Annotated in this window: 15 protein-coding genes and 2 tRNA genes; 14 read left to right on the top strand and 3 right to left on the bottom strand. The window is 53.4% G+C overall.

Annotated elements, in window-relative coordinates; translation table 11 throughout:
* Nucleotides 1-43: 43 nt before the first annotated feature.
* The 10 genes from CLOEV_RS08190 (at nt 44) to CLOEV_RS08145 (ending at nt 13,978) form a co-directional block, all read left to right on the top strand.
* Nucleotides 44-463, top strand: a complete 420-nt coding sequence (locus tag CLOEV_RS08190) for an OmpH/Skp family outer membrane protein (RefSeq protein ID WP_008711876.1) — start codon at nt 44-46, stop codon at nt 461-463.
* A 157-nt stretch (nt 464-620) separates the two neighbouring features.
* Entirely contained in the window at nt 621-1,106 is a 486-nt protein-coding gene (locus CLOEV_RS08185; RefSeq protein WP_008711874.1) for a CtsR family transcriptional regulator, read from the top strand.
* 11 nt (nt 1,107-1,117) lie between these two features.
* Nucleotides 1,118-1,615: a UvrB/UvrC motif-containing protein gene (locus CLOEV_RS08180; protein WP_008711870.1), complete on the top strand. Its 498-nt coding sequence runs from the start codon at nt 1,118-1,120 to the stop codon at nt 1,613-1,615.
* Nucleotides 1,615-4,089, top strand: coding sequence for an ATP-dependent Clp protease ATP-binding subunit (locus tag CLOEV_RS08175; RefSeq protein ID WP_034443105.1), 2,475 nt, complete (start codon nt 1,615-1,617; stop codon nt 4,087-4,089). Before CLOEV_RS08180 ends, CLOEV_RS08175 begins: the two co-directional genes overlap by 1 nt.
* A gap of 107 nt (nt 4,090-4,196) precedes the next feature.
* On the top strand, nt 4,197-5,126 hold the full coding sequence (locus tag CLOEV_RS08170; protein ID WP_008711866.1) for a peptidylprolyl isomerase: 930 nt from the start codon (nt 4,197-4,199) through the stop codon (nt 5,124-5,126).
* 153 nt (nt 5,127-5,279) lie between these two features.
* A complete protein-coding gene (locus CLOEV_RS16010) occupies nt 5,280-6,263 on the top strand; it encodes a mechanosensitive ion channel family protein (RefSeq protein ID WP_008711864.1) in 984 nt (327 codons plus the stop codon).
* Nucleotides 6,264-6,373: 110 nt separating this feature from the next.
* On the top strand, nt 6,374-8,119 hold the full coding sequence (locus CLOEV_RS08160; RefSeq protein ID WP_245591116.1) for a cobalamin-dependent protein: 1,746 nt from the start codon (nt 6,374-6,376) through the stop codon (nt 8,117-8,119).
* Nucleotides 8,106-9,521, top strand: a complete 1,416-nt coding sequence (locus tag CLOEV_RS08155; RefSeq protein ID WP_034443099.1) for a glutamate mutase L — start codon at nt 8,106-8,108, stop codon at nt 9,519-9,521. The genes CLOEV_RS08160 and CLOEV_RS08155 overlap by 14 nt, the downstream gene beginning before the upstream one ends.
* Before the next feature lie 277 nt (nt 9,522-9,798).
* A complete protein-coding gene (locus CLOEV_RS08150; RefSeq protein WP_008711859.1) occupies nt 9,799-10,296 on the top strand; it encodes a folate family ECF transporter S component in 498 nt (165 codons plus the stop codon).
* A 409-nt stretch (nt 10,297-10,705) separates the two neighbouring features.
* Nucleotides 10,706-13,978 (top strand): autotransporter outer membrane beta-barrel domain-containing protein, encoded by a 3,273-nt coding sequence (locus CLOEV_RS08145; RefSeq protein WP_034443096.1) that lies wholly within the window; start codon nt 10,706-10,708, stop codon nt 13,976-13,978.
* Nucleotides 13,979-14,203: 225 nt separating this feature from the next.
* Here the strand turns inward: CLOEV_RS08145 and CLOEV_RS08140 are convergent.
* Nucleotides 14,204-14,287 (bottom strand) — tRNA-Leu (locus CLOEV_RS08140).
* A 190-nt stretch (nt 14,288-14,477) separates the two neighbouring features.
* Here CLOEV_RS08140 and CLOEV_RS08135 point away from each other — a divergent pair.
* Nucleotides 14,478-15,164 carry an IS30 family transposase gene (locus CLOEV_RS08135; RefSeq protein ID WP_051484897.1) on the top strand — a complete coding sequence of 229 codons (687 nt, stop codon included), beginning with the start codon at nt 14,478-14,480 and terminating at the stop codon, nt 15,162-15,164.
* Nucleotides 15,161-15,340 carry a hypothetical protein gene (locus CLOEV_RS16810; protein WP_156938386.1) on the top strand — a complete coding sequence of 60 codons (180 nt, stop codon included), beginning with the start codon at nt 15,161-15,163 and terminating at the stop codon, nt 15,338-15,340. The genes CLOEV_RS08135 and CLOEV_RS16810 overlap by 4 nt, the downstream gene beginning before the upstream one ends.
* Before the next feature lie 7 nt (nt 15,341-15,347).
* On the opposite strand, the gene istB is transcribed toward CLOEV_RS16810, so the two are convergent.
* The gene (istB, locus tag CLOEV_RS08130) at nt 15,348-16,082 is read right to left on the bottom strand and encodes an IS21-like element helper ATPase IstB (RefSeq protein WP_034443094.1); all 735 of its coding nucleotides are present in this window, start codon (nt 16,080-16,082) and stop codon (nt 15,348-15,350) included.
* Nucleotides 16,075-17,625: an IS21 family transposase gene (gene istA, locus CLOEV_RS08125; RefSeq protein WP_034442200.1), complete on the bottom strand. Its 1,551-nt coding sequence runs from the start codon at nt 17,623-17,625 to the stop codon at nt 16,075-16,077. Before istA ends, istB begins: the two co-directional genes overlap by 8 nt.
* A 138-nt stretch (nt 17,626-17,763) precedes the next feature.
* Between istA and CLOEV_RS08120 the strand changes: the two genes are divergently transcribed.
* On the top strand, nt 17,764-18,177 hold the full coding sequence (locus tag CLOEV_RS08120) for an IS30 family transposase (RefSeq protein WP_051484983.1): 414 nt from the start codon (nt 17,764-17,766) through the stop codon (nt 18,175-18,177).
* Nucleotides 18,178-18,311: 134 nt separating this feature from the next.
* Nucleotides 18,312-18,386 (top strand) — tRNA-Val (locus CLOEV_RS08115).
* Nucleotides 18,387-18,473: the final 87 nt, after the last annotated feature.

The raw sequence follows: 18,473 nt of genomic DNA, 5'->3' as shown, positions 1-18,473 counted from the left end.
CAAGAATATCAGTGATATTTGTAATTAAGCGGGAGGTAATAAGGTGAAGAAAACAGCGGCATTACTGCTTGCCATAGCGGCGCTTTTCGCATTCGGCGCGATTTCGTACGCAGCGGAAGACAAAGTTGGTTACGTGGACGATATGGGAGTGCTGCAGCAGTTCTCGAAGTTCCAGCAGGCTCAGAAACAGCTTGACGAGCTCGGCAAGAAAAAGTCGAACGCGGCGAAGGCGGCCTTTGACAAAGAGAGCGACGAGAAGAAAAAGAGCGACATAGTCCAGAACCTCCAGCTCGAAATGCGGGAAGAAGAGGCAAAGCTTATGAACCCCGTGCTCAAAGAGGTAAATGATACGATCGCCAAGGTCGCCAAACAGAAGGGCATAACGATCGTGATAAACAAGGCGCTCGTCTATTACGGAGGGATCGACCTCACGCAGGACGTCGCCAACGCCCTTAAGAAGTAACGGACGCAGAGAGGCAAGACACGAAACGCCGCCCTTAACGGGGCGGTGTTTTTTCTTTTTTGACTATGATTGACTTATATTGACCACTAATATATAATCATTATTGGTTAAATTCAGGCGGGCTTTTGTCCAAAATCAGAGAAACGGAGTGAAGACAGTGGCATCATCGAGTCTTACGAGGAAAATAGAAGAGTATATAGGACAGCTCCTTGAAGAAAATGGCGGCGGTACCATTTCACTTCGCAGAAAAGATCTCGCGGAGCTCTTTGAATGCGTTCCGAGTCAGATAAATTATGTCCTGAGAAGCAGATTCGCGCCGGAGAACGGATTTTTGGTCGAGAGCCAGCGCGGAGGGCACGGTTATATAAGAGTCGTACAGCTGACATTTAAAAACTGTGACGAAGAGGTGCTGCATCTTGAGGACCTTATCGGGCACAAAATATCGGAGCAGGAATCCAAGCGGCTTTTGATGAATCTGCAGAATAGGAAGCTGATTTCGGCCCGCGAAAGGCTTCTTATCGAAGTCGCCCTTCGGAGTCAGGAGGAATATGGCCGCACTCTCTATGATATCTCTATTCATAAACGCGAGATCATGAGAGCGGACCTGTTAAAAAAATTACTTACGAGCCTTGCGCTTAGTTAGGAGGCGCTGCCATGTTGTGTGAACAGTGTAAAGTCAAGCGTGCGGAGATCCATCTCGTCAATGTTATAAACGGAGAGCGGCATGTACAGCATCTCTGCAGGGAATGCGCCGAGGCCCATCTGCATCTGGATGACGTCTCGAATCTGATGAAAATGTCCTTCTCTGTCGAGGGATTGCTGAACATAGAGGAGGCATTCAAAGATCTCGTGCTTCCCGCCCTGCGCGGCGTTTATGCGAACAAAAAAGATAAGCGCCTCTGCCCGCACTGCGGCGGGGTGCTTCCCGATTCTATGTTTGAGGAGCCGGCCGGCGAGCAGGACTCTCCGGAGACGGAAAATGCGGGGCCGGAGGCCTCCGCGCGAGTTATGTCCGCGGAGGAAGAGCTCGCGGAGCTTTCCAAGAAAATGGATGAGGCCGTTAAATCGGAAAATTACGAGTATGCGGCGCAGCTCCGGGACAGGATGGCGGAGCTCAAAAAATCTAATATGACACAAGGCAGTGAATTATAATGTGGCACAATTTTACGGAACGGGGCAAGCGCGTCTTCCAGCTTGCGCATAAAGAGGCCCTGCGGATGGGCCATGAGGTGATCGGGACGGAGCATATCCTCTTGGGGCTGCTCTACGACAACGACGGCCTCATCACGAAGATACTGGCGGATTATGACCTCACCCCTGAGGTGCTTGTTAAAGAGATCGAGCAGTTTGCCGGCGTCGGGACGCCGCGCTACGGCCAGATAGACCTGCCGATGAGCCCGCGCGCGAAGTGCGTGATGGATCTCGCTATGCGCGAGGCCCGCAGGATGGGCGTGAACTATATCGGCACGGAACACATCTTCCTCGCGGTCCTTGCCGAGGGAGAGGGGATGGCGGCGCGCCTGCTGGCCTCGCACGGGCTTGAGCTTGACGAGTGCCGGCGGTTCGTCGCCGAGCAGCTCGGAGGGATATCCTCGGAGCGCGGGCAGCAGGCCCCGCGTCAGCCCGAGGAACAGCGGGGGAGGGCGCAGCCGGGCGCGCACTCAAAGACGCCCACGGTGGACCAGCTTGCCATCGACCTCACAGCGATGGCGAAGAACGGAGAGCTGGACCCCGTCATCGGGCGCGTCAAGGAGATTCAGCGCGTGGTACAGATACTCTCACGCCGCACGAAAAACAACCCTGTGCTCATAGGCGAGCCGGGCGTCGGCAAGACCGCCGTCGCCGAGGGGCTGGCGCAGAGGATCTTCACCGGCGATATCCCGGAGATACTCAAGGATAAGCGCGTAATGCAGCTGAATGTGGCGAACCTCGTTGCGGGCACGAAGTACCGCGGGGAATTTGAGGAACGCATGAGACGCCTTGTGAAGGAGATTCGCGAAACCAAGGATATCATTCTCTTCATCGACGAGATCCACACGATCGTCGGCGCCGGCGGCGCCGAGGGGGCCGTCGACGCCGCGAACATCCTCAAGCCGAGCCTCTCGCGCGGCGAGTTCCAGGTGATCGGCGCCACAACGATAAACGAATACCGCAAGTATATAGAGAAGGACGCCGCGCTTGAGCGCCGCTTCCAGCCGGTGCAGATCAACGAGCCCACGGAGGAAGAGACGGTGCTGATACTCAAAGGGCTGCGCGACAGTTACGAAGGGCACCACCGCGTGCGCATCACAGACGAAGCGCTGGAGACGGCGGCGGCGCTTTCCAAACGCTATATAACCGACAGGTTTCTTCCCGACAAGGCGATAGACCTTATCGACGAGGCTTCGGCGCGCGCGCGCATCAACACCCTTGAGATCCCAGAGGAGCTTAAGGCGCTGGAACGCAGCATCGATGACCTCTGCAAGGAGAAGGAGGCTGCCGCCGCCTCTCAGGAGTTTGAAAAAGCCGCCTTTTTGCGCGACGAGGAACGTAAGGCGAAGGAGCAGAGCGAGCAATGGCGCCGTGAGTGGAGCGAATCCCGCAATAAGATAACGCCGGAGATAACGCCGGAAGATATCGCCTCCATTGTGGCGGAGAGCACGGGGATACCCGTGACGCAGCTCACCGAGGAGGAGAGCCGCAGACTGCTGCGCATGGAGGATGAGCTCAAGAACCGCATGGTCGGGCAGGAAGAGGCCCTCCACGCGGTGGCCCGCGCGGTGCGCCGCGCGAGAAGCGGCATGAAGGACCCAAAACGCCCGGTAGGCAGCTTCCTCTTCTTGGGGCCGACCGGCGTAGGCAAGACGGAGCTGGCGCGGTCGCTCGCGGAATTTCTCTTCGGCAGCGAAGACGCGATGATCCGCATGGACATGAGCGAGTATATGGAGCGCCACGAAGCGGCTAAACTGATCGGCGCGCCTCCCGGCTATGTCGGCTTTGAGGAGGGCGGCAAACTGACGGAGGCGATCCGCCGCAAGCCCTATTCCGTCGTGCTCTTCGACGAAATAGAGAAGGCCCATCCCGACGTCTTCAACATAATGCTTCAGCTGCTTGAAGACGGGCGGCTAACGGACGGGCACGGCCACGTCAGCGATTTCAGGAACTGTGTCGTGATCATGACGAGCAATATCGGCGTCTCTGACAATATGGGCGGACGCGCCCTCGGCTTCGGCGGGGCGGAAGAACAGAGCGCCGCGGACGCCAGGCGCATGAGGGATACGGTCATCGAGGCCGCCAAAAAGGCGTTCCGTCCGGAGTTCCTCAACCGTATAGACGAGATACTGGTCTTTGAGCCGCTGGGGCGGCCGGAGCTGGTAAAGATCGTCGACATCATGCTCGAAGAGGTCAAAATGCGCGCCAAGGACAACCATATCGGCATCGAACTCGACGAAGGGGCTAAGGCCTTCATCCTCGACAAAGGCTACGATCCGAAGTATGGAGCGCGGCCTCTCCGAAGAACGATACAAAAGATGATCGAGGACGAAATATCCAACCGTCTGCTGGAGGGTAATATTACAGACGGCGATAAGATCGCGATAAGCCGCGACGGAGAATCGTTAAGTTTCCAGATTTGCGGAAAAAACTAAGATAAAAAATACGGGGGCAGTAAATTAACCGCCCTCGTTTTTTATTTTTTATGGTAGCATATTGCGAGTCAAGGAAAGATTAATCATAACTCAAGGAGGAACTTCAAATGTCATTAAGAAAGAAACTTGTCATGGGGGCGGTCGTAGCCTTCTCCGTATCCGCGGTAGCCGTATCGGCCTTTGCCGCAACGGAAGAAAAGGCGGTCGTCGTCGGCAATGAATCGCTGAAGCCCAACGAGGTAGTTGAAGTGCTTCAGAGCACGGCCGGAGGCAATCCCATGATGGTGGGGCTCATGCTCTCTCAGGCCACGCTCGCCGAGCGCGCCGAGATGGCGAAACAGATGGCCGACGCGATGCTCTTTGCCGAGGGCGCGCGGATCAGCGGCCTCGCCGACCGTGAGGACGTGGCTCTGAAAATCAAATGGCAGAGGATGCAGCTCCTCCTCGAGGCATACCTCCAGGAGATCAGCAAAAAGTGGGATATGGGCGACAAAGCGATGAAAAAATATTATTCCGAACATAAAGGGGAATTCGTGCAGGCTCCCGCCGCCCACATCCGCCACATCCTGACCTCTACGGAAAAGGATGCCAACAACGCGATACTGGACATCTTCAAGAATAAGGATTTTGCCAAAACCGCCGAAAAATTCAGCCGCGACACCAACACGGCGGCGCGCGGCGGGGACCTTGGCTGGATGGAGAAGGGCGTGATGCCTGAGTCCATCGACAAGGCGACGGCGGACGCGCGCCTGAATTCGCTCGTCGGCCCGGTAAAGACCGACTTGGGCTGGCATGTGCTCGAAGTCCTGGAACGCCGCCCCTCCAAGCAGCTCACATTTGAAGAGGCGAAAGATGAGATCGTACAGCGCCTTCAGATGAGCTATATAGCGAAGGAACTTGATGACCTCAGAAAAAAGGTCAAGGTCGAGATCAACGAGAAGGCGCTTGAAAACCTCGGCGGCATTCCCGCGGCTCCCGCTCCCAAGACTCCGGACGCTCCCGCCGCGGAGAAGCCCGCGGATAACGCCTCTAAATAACGATAGCATCAGGGTGGACCTAAAACGGGCCGGCGGCTTAAATTGCCTCCGGCCCGTTGTTTTATGAACATATTACCGATCTTCCCTCTCCGTTATCGGTTACAATATAGAAGGCGAAAATAAATTGAATAATATTGAAGAGGAAAATACCTTATGGATACTGTCACCGGCTACCACAGACAATTTCTTGAATACAAGGGAGAAATGTTCTTTGAACTTCTTTTGAAGAACATGGCGACGATACTTTTTATCCTTTTTGTCCTCCTCGTCTGGTACCTTTTGGATAAGGCCATTCCCTACCTCATGACGCATATTTTTCGGGCCGCCGGCGAACGCGCGAGGAATACCGTCTATAAAGACGACGAGATACGCCGCGCCTGGCTGATGTACCGCATGTCCACGCTGCGGCAGCTCACGACCCAGATGCTGCGCGTGCTGCTCGCCACAGTGATGTGCTTCGTGATACTCAGCGCCATCGGCATCAATGTAAAACCCATCCTCGCCGGTATCGGCATCGCCGGACTGGGCATCTCCCTCGCGGCGCAGAACCTCATACGCGACTTTATCAACGGCGTGCTGATAATCGTGGAGGACCAGTACAATGTAAACGACTGGATACAGATAGGCGACTATCAGGGCACGGTGGAGCACTTTACGCTGCGCCTCACCCGCCTGCGCAGCCTTGAGGGCAACCTCATAATAATCCCCAACAGCGCCATTCAGAACGTCATAAACTACACTAAGGACTGGTCCTATACCGCCATTTACGTGACGATCCCATACGAGGAAGATTACGGCGAGGCGAAGCGGATATTGATGGAGCTTGCGGATGAGACCGTCAAGCAGGGAGATCCGAAGATATTCCCCGACCCGGTATTCAACGGCATCACCGGGTATGAGCAGAACGGGGTCAAGTTCCGTTGTTTTATAAAAACAGCTCCGGGCTACCAGTGGCGGGTGGGGTACAAATTCCGCGAAGAGCTGCACAAACGTTATTCCGCGGCGGGAATCAAGTTCGCCTATCCGGCGGTCAGCAACTATCTGGCCTCTTCAGATCCGGCGGTTCTGGCTGAGATCGCCAAGGCTCAGGAGCTGCGTTCGACGCAGAGACCTCCTGAAACCGGAGCTCAGTTATAAGAATATTTAGAAAATGACCGGGGTGAATGGCTGTTCCGGTCATTTTTATTTGCTAAAATTCGGATAAGAGATAGAATCTAGCTCATATGAATTTATACCGGGGTGTGGTCATGTTGGAAATAAAATTTAATAAAAGATTTGAATGGAAAGATCTTCCCTCTCTTCCCGAAATAGAGGCTGAGGCGGCCAAACTGGCGAAAGATATCAATGTCGGAGAGACGCTCTTCTTCCGCGAACACGGCGTCAAGAGCGAGGCTGAATACAAACGCCGCGCGATGGCCGCCGGAATTATATCCAAGCACTCGCACGTCGGCTGGAATTCCTGGGATGAGACCGCGAAAAATATCGAGTTTATCTACAATGAACTGAAACGGCGCGGCAGCTACATAACCCGCTTCGGTTTCATCCTCGACTGGGTGATGGGGGTGCCCGCCGCGCATCGCGGCAAACTGCCGAAGGGCACGGGGCTTATCCTCAACACGCCGGAGGAATGGGCGGCTCTGGGGCAGATCGTACCTGTGCAGCCGCATATGTCTGACCATATGATCGGCTCGCCGAACGCGCTGGAAAATACGATCCTCGCCCTTAACGCCGGTGTCACCTCGATAGGGAACGTCTCGCATTACTTTACATACGAATACCCGGGCGTGGAGCTTGAATACGAACGTACCGTCAACTCGCTGACGGCCTTTATGCTGATGGGAAAGGTCGAGGGTACGATCGTCCATTCAAACATGGACGACGGCTTTGGCAACCAGTTCAGAGACCTCGCGAGCATAACCGGCTGGGCGATGATGGAACGCCATCTTGTCGAGGATATGCTGGGCGCGCGAATGGCCTTCGCCTACGGAAACCTTTTCAGCGACCCGATGGGACGGATAATAATACACTCGGTGATGGAGAAGCTCAACGAGCATCACACGCCGGGGACGATGATATTCGGTAATACTGTTGACTACGGCCTCGACTATCAGCGGAACTACGGGGCGCTGGCCTCATTCTCGCTCGCGGACGCGATATTCCAGCGGCACACGCCCACCGGCCACGCCGTCGCTTCCGTCCCCGTGACGGAGGCGGTGCGCATACCGACCGCGCAGGAGATCGTCGACGGCCACCTGACCGTCGATATGATGATAGAGAAATCGAAATTTATGGAGCCATTCATCAACTGGGAGAGGGTGAACGCCGAACGCGACCTCTATATCTTCTGCGGCAAGATATTCTTTGAACGGATGATGAACGCCCTTGACGACCTCGGCGTGGATATAACGCACCCGGGCGAGATATTTGCGGCGCTGAAGGCTATCGGGCCGCGGCAGCTTGAGGACCATTTCGGCGCGGGGGAGATAAACGCCGCAGGCGAGAGGACTCCCGTGCGCCCCACGGATATGATGAAGAATCTCAACGCAAAAAAAGACGAGGCCATTACGCGCCTCGGAGGACCGGACGAGACGCTGTCGGGCGAAAAGGTGCTAGTGGGCTCCACGGACATACACGACTACGGCAAGGAGATCGTCAAGACGATACTCACAAAGGCCGGAGCCGCCGTATTCGACCTCGGGAATTACGTGACGCCGGAAGATGTCGTCGAGACGCTGATAGAGACGGAGGCCAGGGCCGTCGCGCTGAGCACCTACAACGGGATCGCGCTCAGCTACGCTCGGGAGCTTACGGAAAAAATGAATGAAGCGGGAACGGAGGCGGTACTTATCCTGGGCGGCCTCCTAAATGAGAACACGGAGGGCGGCTCACTCGCCGTCGACGTCACCGAAGAACTTAAGTCCCTCGGCGTAAACTGTGACAACGACATGGACAAGATCGTCTCCACGGTCAAAGAGATCTATGCCGAAAGATAAAATGGCCGTGCTGCTTGATTTTGGCAGCACCCACACAAAGGTGACGGTGGCGTCCGTGCGCGAAGAGAGGATACTCTTCAGCGGCGGCACTCCCTCCACCGTAAAGAGCGACGCGCGGCTCGGGCTTGAGCGCTGCCTGGAGATGGCGCGAAGCGTTCTTTCCGCATCCGAGTTTGAAAGCGCGCTGAAACTCGCCTCTTCCAGCGCCGCGGGAGGCCTTCGCATGGCGGTGATCGGCCTCAGCCGCAGCCTCAGCGTCACCGCCGGCCGCTGCGCCGCGTTTGGTGCGGGCGGGAAGATTATGACGACGCTGGCCGGGAAGATAAATGAGTCAGACCTTGCGAAACTTGCGGAGGAGAAGGTAGAAATAATTTTATTTTGCGGCGGCTATGAACGCGGCAGCGAGGCTGCGCTGCTGCACAACGCCTCCGTCCTTGCCGCAAGCTCCCTGCAAATACCGGTGATATACGCCGGCAATAGTTTTGTCGCTGAGAAGGCGCGCTTTCTGCTTGCCGCGTGCGGTAAGGAATGCTTTATCGCGGACAACATCATCCCTGCGGTAGGGGAGCTGAATACCGGGATGGCGGAGGGGATCGTGCGTGAAATATTCCTTAAACGCATCATCGATATGAAGGGGCTGGATGGTGTGCGGAAAATGCTCGGCGGCGGGATACTGATGCCCACGCCGGCGGCCGTGCTTGCGGCGGGAAAACTTCTCTCCCGCGGGTGCGAGGGAGAAAAAGGTATTGGCGAGCTGATCATCTTTGACGTCGGCGGAGCGACGACGGATGTCCATTCATTTGCGGAACGGCGCCTCTGCGAGGGCGCGCGCATCACCGGGGCCGCCGAGGGATTTGCCAAACGTACTGTGGAGGGTGATCTCGGGGTGCGGGAATCATCGGCGATCGCCGCCGAAGAACTGGGCATCCAAAAGCTGGCGGCGGGCGCTAATGTCTCCGAATCCTTCGCCGCGGAGGCGGTGGCACGCAGAGTGAAAGACAACTCTCTCCTGCCTGCCTCCGAAGAAGATATCCGCCTGGATTCCGCGCTTGCCGCGTTCTGCGTGAGGGTTGCCGCCAGACGCCACGCCGGACGCATGGAACATTCGGCTTCGGCGGGCTGCAAGCTGATCCAGCGGGGGAAAGACCTTCGCGGCGTGAAAAATATCATCGGCACGGGAGGCCCGCTGCTGAACGGCGGCGATCCGGGCGCGCTCCTCTCGGAGGCGCTGCGGAAAGACCGCGAGGAGGATACGCTGCTGCCCGAAGAGGGGCGGTTCTATCTTGACGAGAGGTATATTCTCTACGCGATGGGACTTTTAGCGCAGAGGAACCCAAAGGCGGCGCTGGCGATAATGAAAAAGTGCCTTAAGCCTCTTAAAGACACTGCCTGTCTGGCATAGGGCGCTTAGCGTAGAGAGAAAACCATCCTCATAGCGAAACTTTAAGTTTCTGCAAAAGATACCGTCAAAAACCACATTGATATATGCAAAATACCTATTAAATGCTAAACTGCTCTCGCAGTGAATAAAAGATATCATATTGGCAGCTATCGTCATAAGAGAGGCGTTGTATGTTTTTGTTTAAGGGTGAAGCAATCAATCAGGGAAGCGGCGGCAAAAGGCAGGATAGATGCGGTGTATGCGGATATGAATAGCATATATATGGGAGTAAAGAAATATGTATAGAAAAACCCGCCCCCGTGTCTTAGTCGCGGTTTCTCTTTTTATCGCCGTAAATATCGTCCTTACCAGGTTCTGCTCCATCTCGACGCCGGTCGTCAGGCTTGGGTTCGGTTTTGTTCCCATCGCTGTATGCGGTATGCTTTACGGCCCTGTTTGGGGCGGAATAGCTGGAGGGCTTGCGGATATTATCGGAGCCGTATTGTTTCCGATCGGTGTTTACTTTCCCGGTTTTACCATATCGTCCATGTTGGAGGGCGCTGTCTGGGGACTCTTTCTCAACGAAGAGGAAAAAGGCCGGTGGCGTTTGGCGGCTGCCGTTGGCATCAACCGCCTGGGCATCGGGCTGTGCCTTTCGACATACTGGCTGACCATACTGACGGGGGCCTCTTTTGCTGGGCTGCTGACTGTCAGGGTGACACAGACCATCATAATGATTCCCGTTCAATATATCGTCCTTTATCAGATCAGACGCAGAATATCGAAATTAAGATAATCTTGACCCTGCCGGGCGCAATGACGCTGCCGGTTCAGCCTCGTTTGCATGGCTGCGGCAGGCAGGGCCGTCATGCAGGGCGCCTTGTATTTTTGCCGCATGTTTCGTAACAATCAACTTAAGCTGACTAAAAAGCAGAGCGTGCTGTTTTTATATAACAGCCGCCTTATCACCGGTTATTTTCTATAAACAGAAAACAAAAGCAGAATAAATTGCTTAAAAAGAAAACTATCTGATTTGCTTACTAATATTGTCGATAGTAATCTTTCCGCATGTACAGATAGAACAGCATGGAAAATCAATAAAAGAAAAGGGGAAAAACATGATACTAACAGAGATGCTCAGATCGTCACGGTGTTTGCGCACTCAGCGGATGGGAAATGGCGGATCGGGAAGGGGCAGCATGTCAATGGTGATATATTTTATCTCATTGCTGGTATTGATATCGGCCTTTGTCATATATGATCCCTCATTTGCCGGAGCCGGGACTGGTTATACCGAGACGCTCACTTACACGGGAAACGCCGCGTCGTCGGCCGCGTTGGTCAGCGGCGACACTGTGACGGTCACGGGGGATGAACAGCCTGCCGTTATCTTTACCGGCAGCGCCGATGCGGAGCTGCAAGGCGTAAAGCTTAGCGCAGGCGGCAAGTTCGACGCAAATAACAAAGGGGCTGTGTTTATAAATAGCGGTTCTTCCATCCGCATAGCAAGTAGCGATATAGTCGCGGAGGGGGAGTATGGCATCGGCATAACAGTCGATTCCAGGATTCTCCGTTCAAGTTCCTATTCGTCTGTCGATATCGTAAATACGGATATCAGTGGGAAAAATAAGAGTAAGGGAATCATGGTCCAGGATAACTCCTCGGTTACCGTGACGAACAGTTCTATCAAGGTCCAGAATTGTGGAATAGATATCACGGGCACAGGCAAGAATAATTTACTGAATGTCGAAAGATCGACTATAGTCGTGAGCGGCGACGGGACAGATGGCGGCGTTGGCGTCAGGCTTCTTTCCTGCGGGGGGAAGAGCACGATAAAGAGCAGCGACATAACGGTGAACGGCGGCGGGTATGCGATGTCCGGAGTCTACGCCTCGGGCACACGTTATTATCAGGACGGCAGCGACAACAATAAGCAAAAAGAATATTCTGCGGACGCCAGGGTTCGCAACGCCGTAGATATAGAAGGCAGCAAAATAAACGTGAAAGGCAATGATAATGAGACAGGATTTGCCGTCAACGTAACTGATAACGCCTGTGTGAATATCAAAAACAGTATCATAACGACCGAAGGTCAGCAGAAATACGGCGTAGAGGTGTATCTTGGCTCAAGCGCGGACATAGCAGGCACGACCATAAATGCCAGAGGAACAAATTCTCATGCGGTTTTCGTGAGCAATTATAGCTGGGCGGACCTCACCCCCCGCAGCAGCGCGACAATAAAGGACAGCGCTATTGTTACGTCGGGAGACTGGGCGAACGGCGTCTTTCTGCGGGATAACTCGCACGCTGACTTAGATAATGTAAATATAACGACGAACGGAGGATCCACGGATACGTCGTATGGGCTGTATGCTTACGCAAATTCGACGTTAAAAGCTAAAAATGTAGATATTACCACCGCAGGCGGGAAGGAGTTCTTTGGGGTCTGCGCAGAAGACGTTTCCAGCGCCGACATAACGGACAGTAAAATAAAGACGTCCGGGGCCGCCGCGCATGGGGTCTATGCCGGCGATAATTCAAATGTCAGCGTGGGCAATACTGCGATCATGACATCCGGCAACGATTCGTATGGCGTATATGTCTATTTGAAATCGAAGGCCAAAGCTGTGAGCGCCGACATAGCGACCTCCGGGATCAACTCTTCCGGCGCGGCCGCGTTGACCGATTCGCGCCTGGACGTGGCGGACAGCATAATTAAAACGTCTGGCGAGGGTTCTCATGGGATATTTGCCGATTCTTCTGACGTTACGATATCGAACAGCGTTGTAAAAGTTTCCAAAGACGGCACAGCCGCCTTTTGGCTGGAAAGAGGCTCCGTCGTAACCGCGGACAATTTAACGGCGAGCGGCCCGCTGCTCCTCTCTACGACATCATCCGGCACAATAGCGGCGTCGAACAGCAAGCTGACCGGAAATATAGCGCATGCCGCGACAACGCAGGCTTCCGCGCCTATGGACGTTACGCTTAAAGGCGGAACATACTGGAACGGAGCGGCGGCTGCGCGCCGCGATATAACCGCCGCGAAGATAAACCTTGATATAGACGCGACCTCAGCATGGAACATTACTGGCAGCTCGTACACAAACGGCAGGCTGGCCAACGCTGGGCTTATCGACTTCAGGGAAGAGAGTGCAAATAGCTCTGAGCGGGATTCAAACGCCCCTGCATATAAGACTCTTGAGGCTGCTGACTATGTCGGAAACGGCGGCACGATCGTAATGAGAAGCGACATAGACGCCGGAACGGGAGATAAGCTCGTCGCCAAAAAGGTAGAGGGAGCGACTATGATAACGGTAATCCCTTCCGGCCCTGCCTCGGCGTCAAGATCCGCCGCGCTTATAACGGCCGAGACGGACAAAGGCGCCCTATTCAGCCTTAACGGCGGGAAGGCAGCCGCCGGCGCATGGTACTACGGCCTGGCTGACGGTACGGATGTTTCCGGCAAAAAAGAATGGTACCTGAAAAGAGGGGAAGGCAAACCGGAAGAGCCGGGAGACAAATACCTCACATCGACCGGCTGGGGCATAGCGTCCGCGCTCGTACTTCCAACAGTATGGCAGGTGGAGGCCAACGCGCTGTACAGCCGTATGGGTATATACAGCGACGGCAAATATAACGGCGGCCTATGGTTCACTGGGTCGTACTCGAAAACGGACTATGACATGGGAAAAACTAACAGCCTTGTAGACGGCCAGAAATTTACATCTGGAACGATCGGCTACGATAAAAAAATACGGTCCGGAAACGGAAATTGGTGGACCGGTCTCATGGCCGGATACGGCAAGGCAGACAGGGATCTTAGCTACGGCCTTGGAGACAGCGGCATCGACAGCTTCCACGCGTCACTCTACGGTATATACAGAGCGGACAGCGGTCTGTACGCCGCAGGGCTTATCAAATACAACAAATACAGTACGGACTATACGATAACGCACCCTGACAGCTACACCAGGGAGGTACTTGGCTTTGACAGGGTGAAGGGAGACTATGCCCAGAATGGAATAGGCGCCTCGCTCCAGGCAGGCAGAAGAATAGATTTCAAAAACAGTGACGGCTGGTACTGGGAGCCGCAGTTACAGCTTTCGTGGTACAGGATAAGCGCGGCGGATTACGCCACCAACAGCGGCATTCACGTAAATGTAGACAGCTCGAACTACATAAGAGCCAGAGGCGGAGTAGAGCTTGGCCGCACATGGACGCTTGAAAACGGCACACTCCTCAACCTCCACGGCGACCTGTCATACGCGCGTGAGTTTGACGGCGAGACGGACGTATGGATGGACGGGGGCAAATATACCCACAAGAGCGACCTCGGCGGCGGAATGGCGATAATAGGGGTAGGCGGCAACTGGAAGTATGGTGTCGGAAAATATCTCACCTTCAGAATGCAGCACATCGCCGGAACAGCCTGCAATAACCCGTTTTCAGGATACCTAGGGTTTTCCTTTGAAATGTAATACGGGAGGCGGAGAGATCAAAAGCGCATTGTGCTGAACGCGGCCGAGAGCGGCCGACAAGCGTTGCGTGACCAAGCAGTGCGTCACGCAGCGCTTGGTCACGCAGCGAACTATTGATAAACCTTTGCAACACAAAAAAGACCCGGAATCTCCGGGCCCTGACTAACAATCTACAACTTATGGATATAATCTAACCAATCCTGACCGTTATCAATAGTTGACAAATGGTGCGGGAAAGGGGACTTGAACCCCTACGTCAATGACACAAGATCCTAAGTCTTGCGCGTCTGCCAATTCCGCCATTCCCGCATCCGGTACAATATTTTACCTTGCCTTTTAATATAAAGCAAGAAAATACTTATCACTGAACAACAACAAAAATCCCGGGCCGATTGAAAAATCAACTGCCCCCAGTGGAGTAGAAGAAAGAAATAGCTCAAAGGAAGAAAATCCTGCATAATGTTTGTCGCCAAACCAACAGATGCCAGGAGGACTTCCAATGAGCCATCAAGAAGATACCACAAAAGAGCGGAAAGCAACACCTCATATCAACCGCTGTGAACGAGATACGATCGAACGTTTTTACAAAGAAGGTTTAAGCATAGGCCAAATAGCCCTGCTTCTAAAGCGGGATAAAAGTACGATCAAGCGCGAGATCAAACGAGGAACTGTCACGCAGGTGAAGCAAAATCCCAGCTATAGCAAGAAAGTGGACTGGTCAGAGCGTATTTCATACACCATCTATCTGGCCGAAGTGGGACAAAAGAGGTACGAAGAAAATCGTAAGAGGTGCGGAGCAAAAAACAAAGTCATCCAATGCACTGATATGGTGGAATTCGTGGAGTCAAAGATTCGTTCGAGAGAGAAATGGTCTGTGGACGCGGCTGTCGGTTATGCGAAAGAGAATCGGTTGTTCAGGCATACGTTTACGACAAAGACATTTTATAACTGGATCGAAGATAGGATAGTGCGAACCAGGAATATCGACTTACCGCTGAAGGTACGCCGTAAGCCAAAGAGTTTAAGGAGAGAGCGTAAAAAGGTATTGGGACGTAGTATATACGAACGGCCAAAGCATATTCAGGAGCGCAAAGAATTCGGTCATTGGGAAGGAGACGGTATTGTAGGAAAAGAGCAGAGTGGACATATCCTGACGTTGGTTGAACGCAAGATAGGAATGGCATGATGTTTTGTGTAGGAGACAAAGAGAGCAGCAGGATCGTAGAAGTATGGATATTACGCTCCAAAGAGCCCACCATTCCGCAGGTCATGAAATTCTGTTCCGTAGCAAACGAGCCCACCGTAACGACGGCGAGCCCATTCATTGAGATGCGTTATTTCATTTCGACCGTACTGGCTTGAATAGACTTCAATCCTTTTTCTTCCTCATTGAGTCGCCGTGAAGCACGATTTTATACGAACAATGAATGATCCTGTCCATTAAACTTTCGGCCATCAACGAATTGCCGAGCGCAGCCAGCCATTCCGAGGTCTCTATCTGACTGCAGAATATGGTCGAGCGCTGTTCTGTGCTGCGGCACTCCATTATTTCAAAGATGTCTTCAAGTCCTCCATGGCTGATCCGGGTTATAAGCCATTCGTCCAGGATAAGGAGCCGGGGTTTTCTGTATTGCTGTATAATTTGGCGTACAGAGCCATCGGTCCTCGCCATCGCAAGCTGATCCAGCAGTTCCGGCGTTCGGGTGTAACGGCAGGAATAGCGGTTGCGGCAGGCCGCCGTTCCCAGCGCGCATGCGAGATAACTTTTTCCCACTCCGGTGGCTCCCATGATCATGATGTTGTGTCCGTTTTCAATATAAGAACAGGCCGCAAGTTCGTTTATCTGCTTTTTTACCAGTCCGCGCTCCTGTGCATAGTCTATCTCAAGCACTGAAGCGCTGTTGTAGCAGAACTGCCCCTCCCTTATAAGGTCTGTAATGCGCTTGCTGCGCCTCCTATGCCACTCTCTGTCCACAATGACGGTTATCTGCTCGTCGAAGCTGAGTTCGCAGAAAGAAGCGTCGGCCTGTCGCTCCTTGATGTCGCCGGCGAGGAAACTGAGGTGCATATCATGCAGCTGGTTTATCGTCTGCTGGCTAATCATCGCTCTTGCCTCCGTAGTAGCCTGCGCCGCGTCTGAAACCTGTAACGGAAGGCCCATCATTCTGTGTCGAATCATCATCAGCGTTTCTTTTCGCGGTAACAGCGCTGAGCGCGAGCTTCATAGATTTCAGGCTCGGGGCGGAAGAAAGGGCGAGAAGCGCCCTGCAGGCGTTCTCTATATCCTGCGCGGCATAATTTTTACTCAGCGATACCAGCCCCATACAGAATTTGTAGCCCGGCAGGCTATGTCCGTTCCTGGTAAGTATCTTCTGTATCACGGAGAGAGTGCCGCCGCCTATCTCCGCGCCCCATTCAAGAAACTTGTCGTTGTTCCAGGCGTAGAGCTGTCTATGCGCCTCAGGCATATGAGAACTGTCCGTGACATACCGTTCAGCTCCCCGATTGCGTATATGACAGGCGACCCGCTCTCCGTCGCAGAATACCTCTATCATAGAAGAGGTGCTCCTTACCGTTACTTTTCTTCTGATACACTCATAGGGCACACTGTAGTATTTCCCGCCCTCTGCCTGAATATGATAATTTGCCGGAACGACGGCATCCTTGTAATGGGCTATCTGATAACAGAATTCAGGCAGCGGACTCAGATACCGGCTCTCCTGAACGGAGAACAGGAGGCTGCGTGAGCCCTCTTTCTTTTGAAAGGGCCTGTCGTTGAATTGTCTGAATCTGAGACAGATGTCCTTGTTAAGTTCTTTTAATGAATGATAGTCAACGTTTCTGACGGCGGCTATGATATGAGTGGTGAGCATTCCGACCGTTCCCTCGACGGTGGGCTTGTCTTTTGGTTTGCGTACTTTTGCGGGAGAGACAAAAGCACCGTAGTGCTCAGCGAGTTCTCTGTAAGCGCTGTTGATTTCAGGGTCATACTTATCTGACCTGACGACCCCGGTCTTTAAGTTGTCCGGCCTGAGAATCTTAGCCGTTCCTCCGAAGAAAGCATACGCATGGATATGCGCTGTGAGCCATGAATCCAGCTTCTCGTCCGCGAATGCCTCGGCATAGCAATAACCTGAAAATGGCAGGCAGGCTGTGAAGAGAGACGCTTTTATTTCTTTCCCGGCAACGGCATCTCGAAGCAGAATCTTTGTGCCGGCCCAGTCGACCTCCATGACCTCGGCAGGCTTATGGGCGATATGCATAGACGTGCTGTTCGCTGCCGCATATTCCTTATAATTCTTGCTGAACTGTGAATACATATACGGGATATCGCCGCTTTCCTGACATGCCGCGCAATACTCGTTCCATAACAGAGCAAGCGTGACGCCTGATCTGGCAAGCTCCTTATGTATATAGGCGTAATCCGGTTCTTTCTGGATACGCGGCAGTATGGCCTGCGGATAGATCATCCTTGCAAGCGAATTGTCCGAGAGCTCTTTGATCTTGTTAAAATCCAGCTCCAGCTCTGCGGCTCTTGCAAGGATCCGCTTGACAGTGCTGTGGGCGCAGCGGCAGCTGGCGGCAATATCCCGCTGGCTCAGCCCGCCTTCGAAGTGAAGGCGAAGTATCTCTCTGTACATGGTCATATTAATGACCTCCCTTGTGTTATTTACGCAGTACGCGTATTGCGCAAGGGTACCAGAAATACCTCTGGGCTCGCCGCCGTGACGCTGGGCTCGTTTGCATAATTACACTGGGCTCATGCGAAGGATTTTAGGTGCGCTTTGAGGAGCGGAATACTCAAAGTATTGGACAGATTGGAGAGAGACTACGGAGACTCTTTTAGCAAAATATTCAAAAGCATCACGTTCGACAATGGGTCCGAGTTTGCCTCCAGTGAAGAGATGGAGCGTAACGGGCGAACAGAGATATATTATGCGCATCCTTATAGCAGTTTTGAGCGTGGGACGAATGAGAACTGGAATGGTATAGTGAGGCGATTTATCCCCAAAGGGAGCAGCTTTGAACAATTGACGGAACGAGACATGGTAAGGATTTCCGGTTATATCAACACGTTGCCCCGCAAGAGACACCGCTATAAGACGCCACAAGAATTGTGGGAAGCCGAATTGGATGCTATTATGGTGACCGAAACAGGGAGAGGCAAGGTCTCGGAACAACCTGTCCCGTTACTGTAAACAGGTGACAATATGCAGGAGCATTTCTACACTACCTTGGGGGGGCAGTTGATTTTTCAATCGGCCCAACAAAAATCACGCAGGGTGTTGACAGAATAAGAATTCCACGGTAAAATTTCTTCCTGTCAGGTCACGGACAATTAGTTCAGAGGTAGAACGCTTCCTTGACACGGAAGAGGTCAGAAGTTCAATTCTTCTATTGTCCACCATTGATAATTCAGGGTCCTCAGCGAGAAGCCGAGGACCCTTTTTTCATCCGTAAAAACAACCGGCGGCAAGGGAAAAAGGAGCGTGCA

The organism is Cloacibacillus evryensis DSM 19522 (genome assembly GCF_000585335.1).
GTDB classification, from domain to species: Bacteria; Synergistota; Synergistia; order Synergistales; family Synergistaceae; genus Cloacibacillus; species Cloacibacillus evryensis.
This window is presented reverse-complemented; position numbering and strand designations above follow the sequence as displayed.

Excerpts from the sequence above, each read along its gene's own strand:
- CLOEV_RS16810 (WP_156938386.1), top strand. The coding sequence starts at position 15,161 with ATGATGTTTTGTGTAGGAGACAAAGAGAGCAGCAGGATCGTAGAAGTA.
- istB (WP_034443094.1), bottom strand. The coding sequence starts at position 16,082 with ATGATTAGCCAGCAGACGATAAACCAGCTGCATGATATGCACCTCAGT.
- CLOEV_RS08160 (WP_245591116.1), top strand. The coding sequence starts at position 6,374 with ATGTTGGAAATAAAATTTAATAAAAGATTTGAATGGAAAGATCTTCCC.
- CLOEV_RS08150 (WP_008711859.1), top strand. The coding sequence starts at position 9,799 with ATGTATAGAAAAACCCGCCCCCGTGTCTTAGTCGCGGTTTCTCTTTTT.
- CLOEV_RS08175 (WP_034443105.1), top strand. The coding sequence starts at position 1,615 with ATGTGGCACAATTTTACGGAACGGGGCAAGCGCGTCTTCCAGCTTGCG.
- CLOEV_RS08155 (WP_034443099.1), top strand. The coding sequence starts at position 8,106 with ATGCCGAAAGATAAAATGGCCGTGCTGCTTGATTTTGGCAGCACCCAC.
- CLOEV_RS16010 (WP_008711864.1), top strand. The coding sequence starts at position 5,280 with ATGGATACTGTCACCGGCTACCACAGACAATTTCTTGAATACAAGGGA.
- CLOEV_RS08135 (WP_051484897.1), top strand. The coding sequence starts at position 14,478 with ATGAGCCATCAAGAAGATACCACAAAAGAGCGGAAAGCAACACCTCAT.
- CLOEV_RS08180 (WP_008711870.1), top strand. The coding sequence starts at position 1,118 with ATGTTGTGTGAACAGTGTAAAGTCAAGCGTGCGGAGATCCATCTCGTC.
- istA (WP_034442200.1), bottom strand. The coding sequence starts at position 17,625 with ATGACCATGTACAGAGAGATACTTCGCCTTCACTTCGAAGGCGGGCTG.
- CLOEV_RS08145 (WP_034443096.1), top strand. The coding sequence starts at position 10,706 with ATGGTGATATATTTTATCTCATTGCTGGTATTGATATCGGCCTTTGTC.
- CLOEV_RS08170 (WP_008711866.1), top strand. The coding sequence starts at position 4,197 with ATGTCATTAAGAAAGAAACTTGTCATGGGGGCGGTCGTAGCCTTCTCC.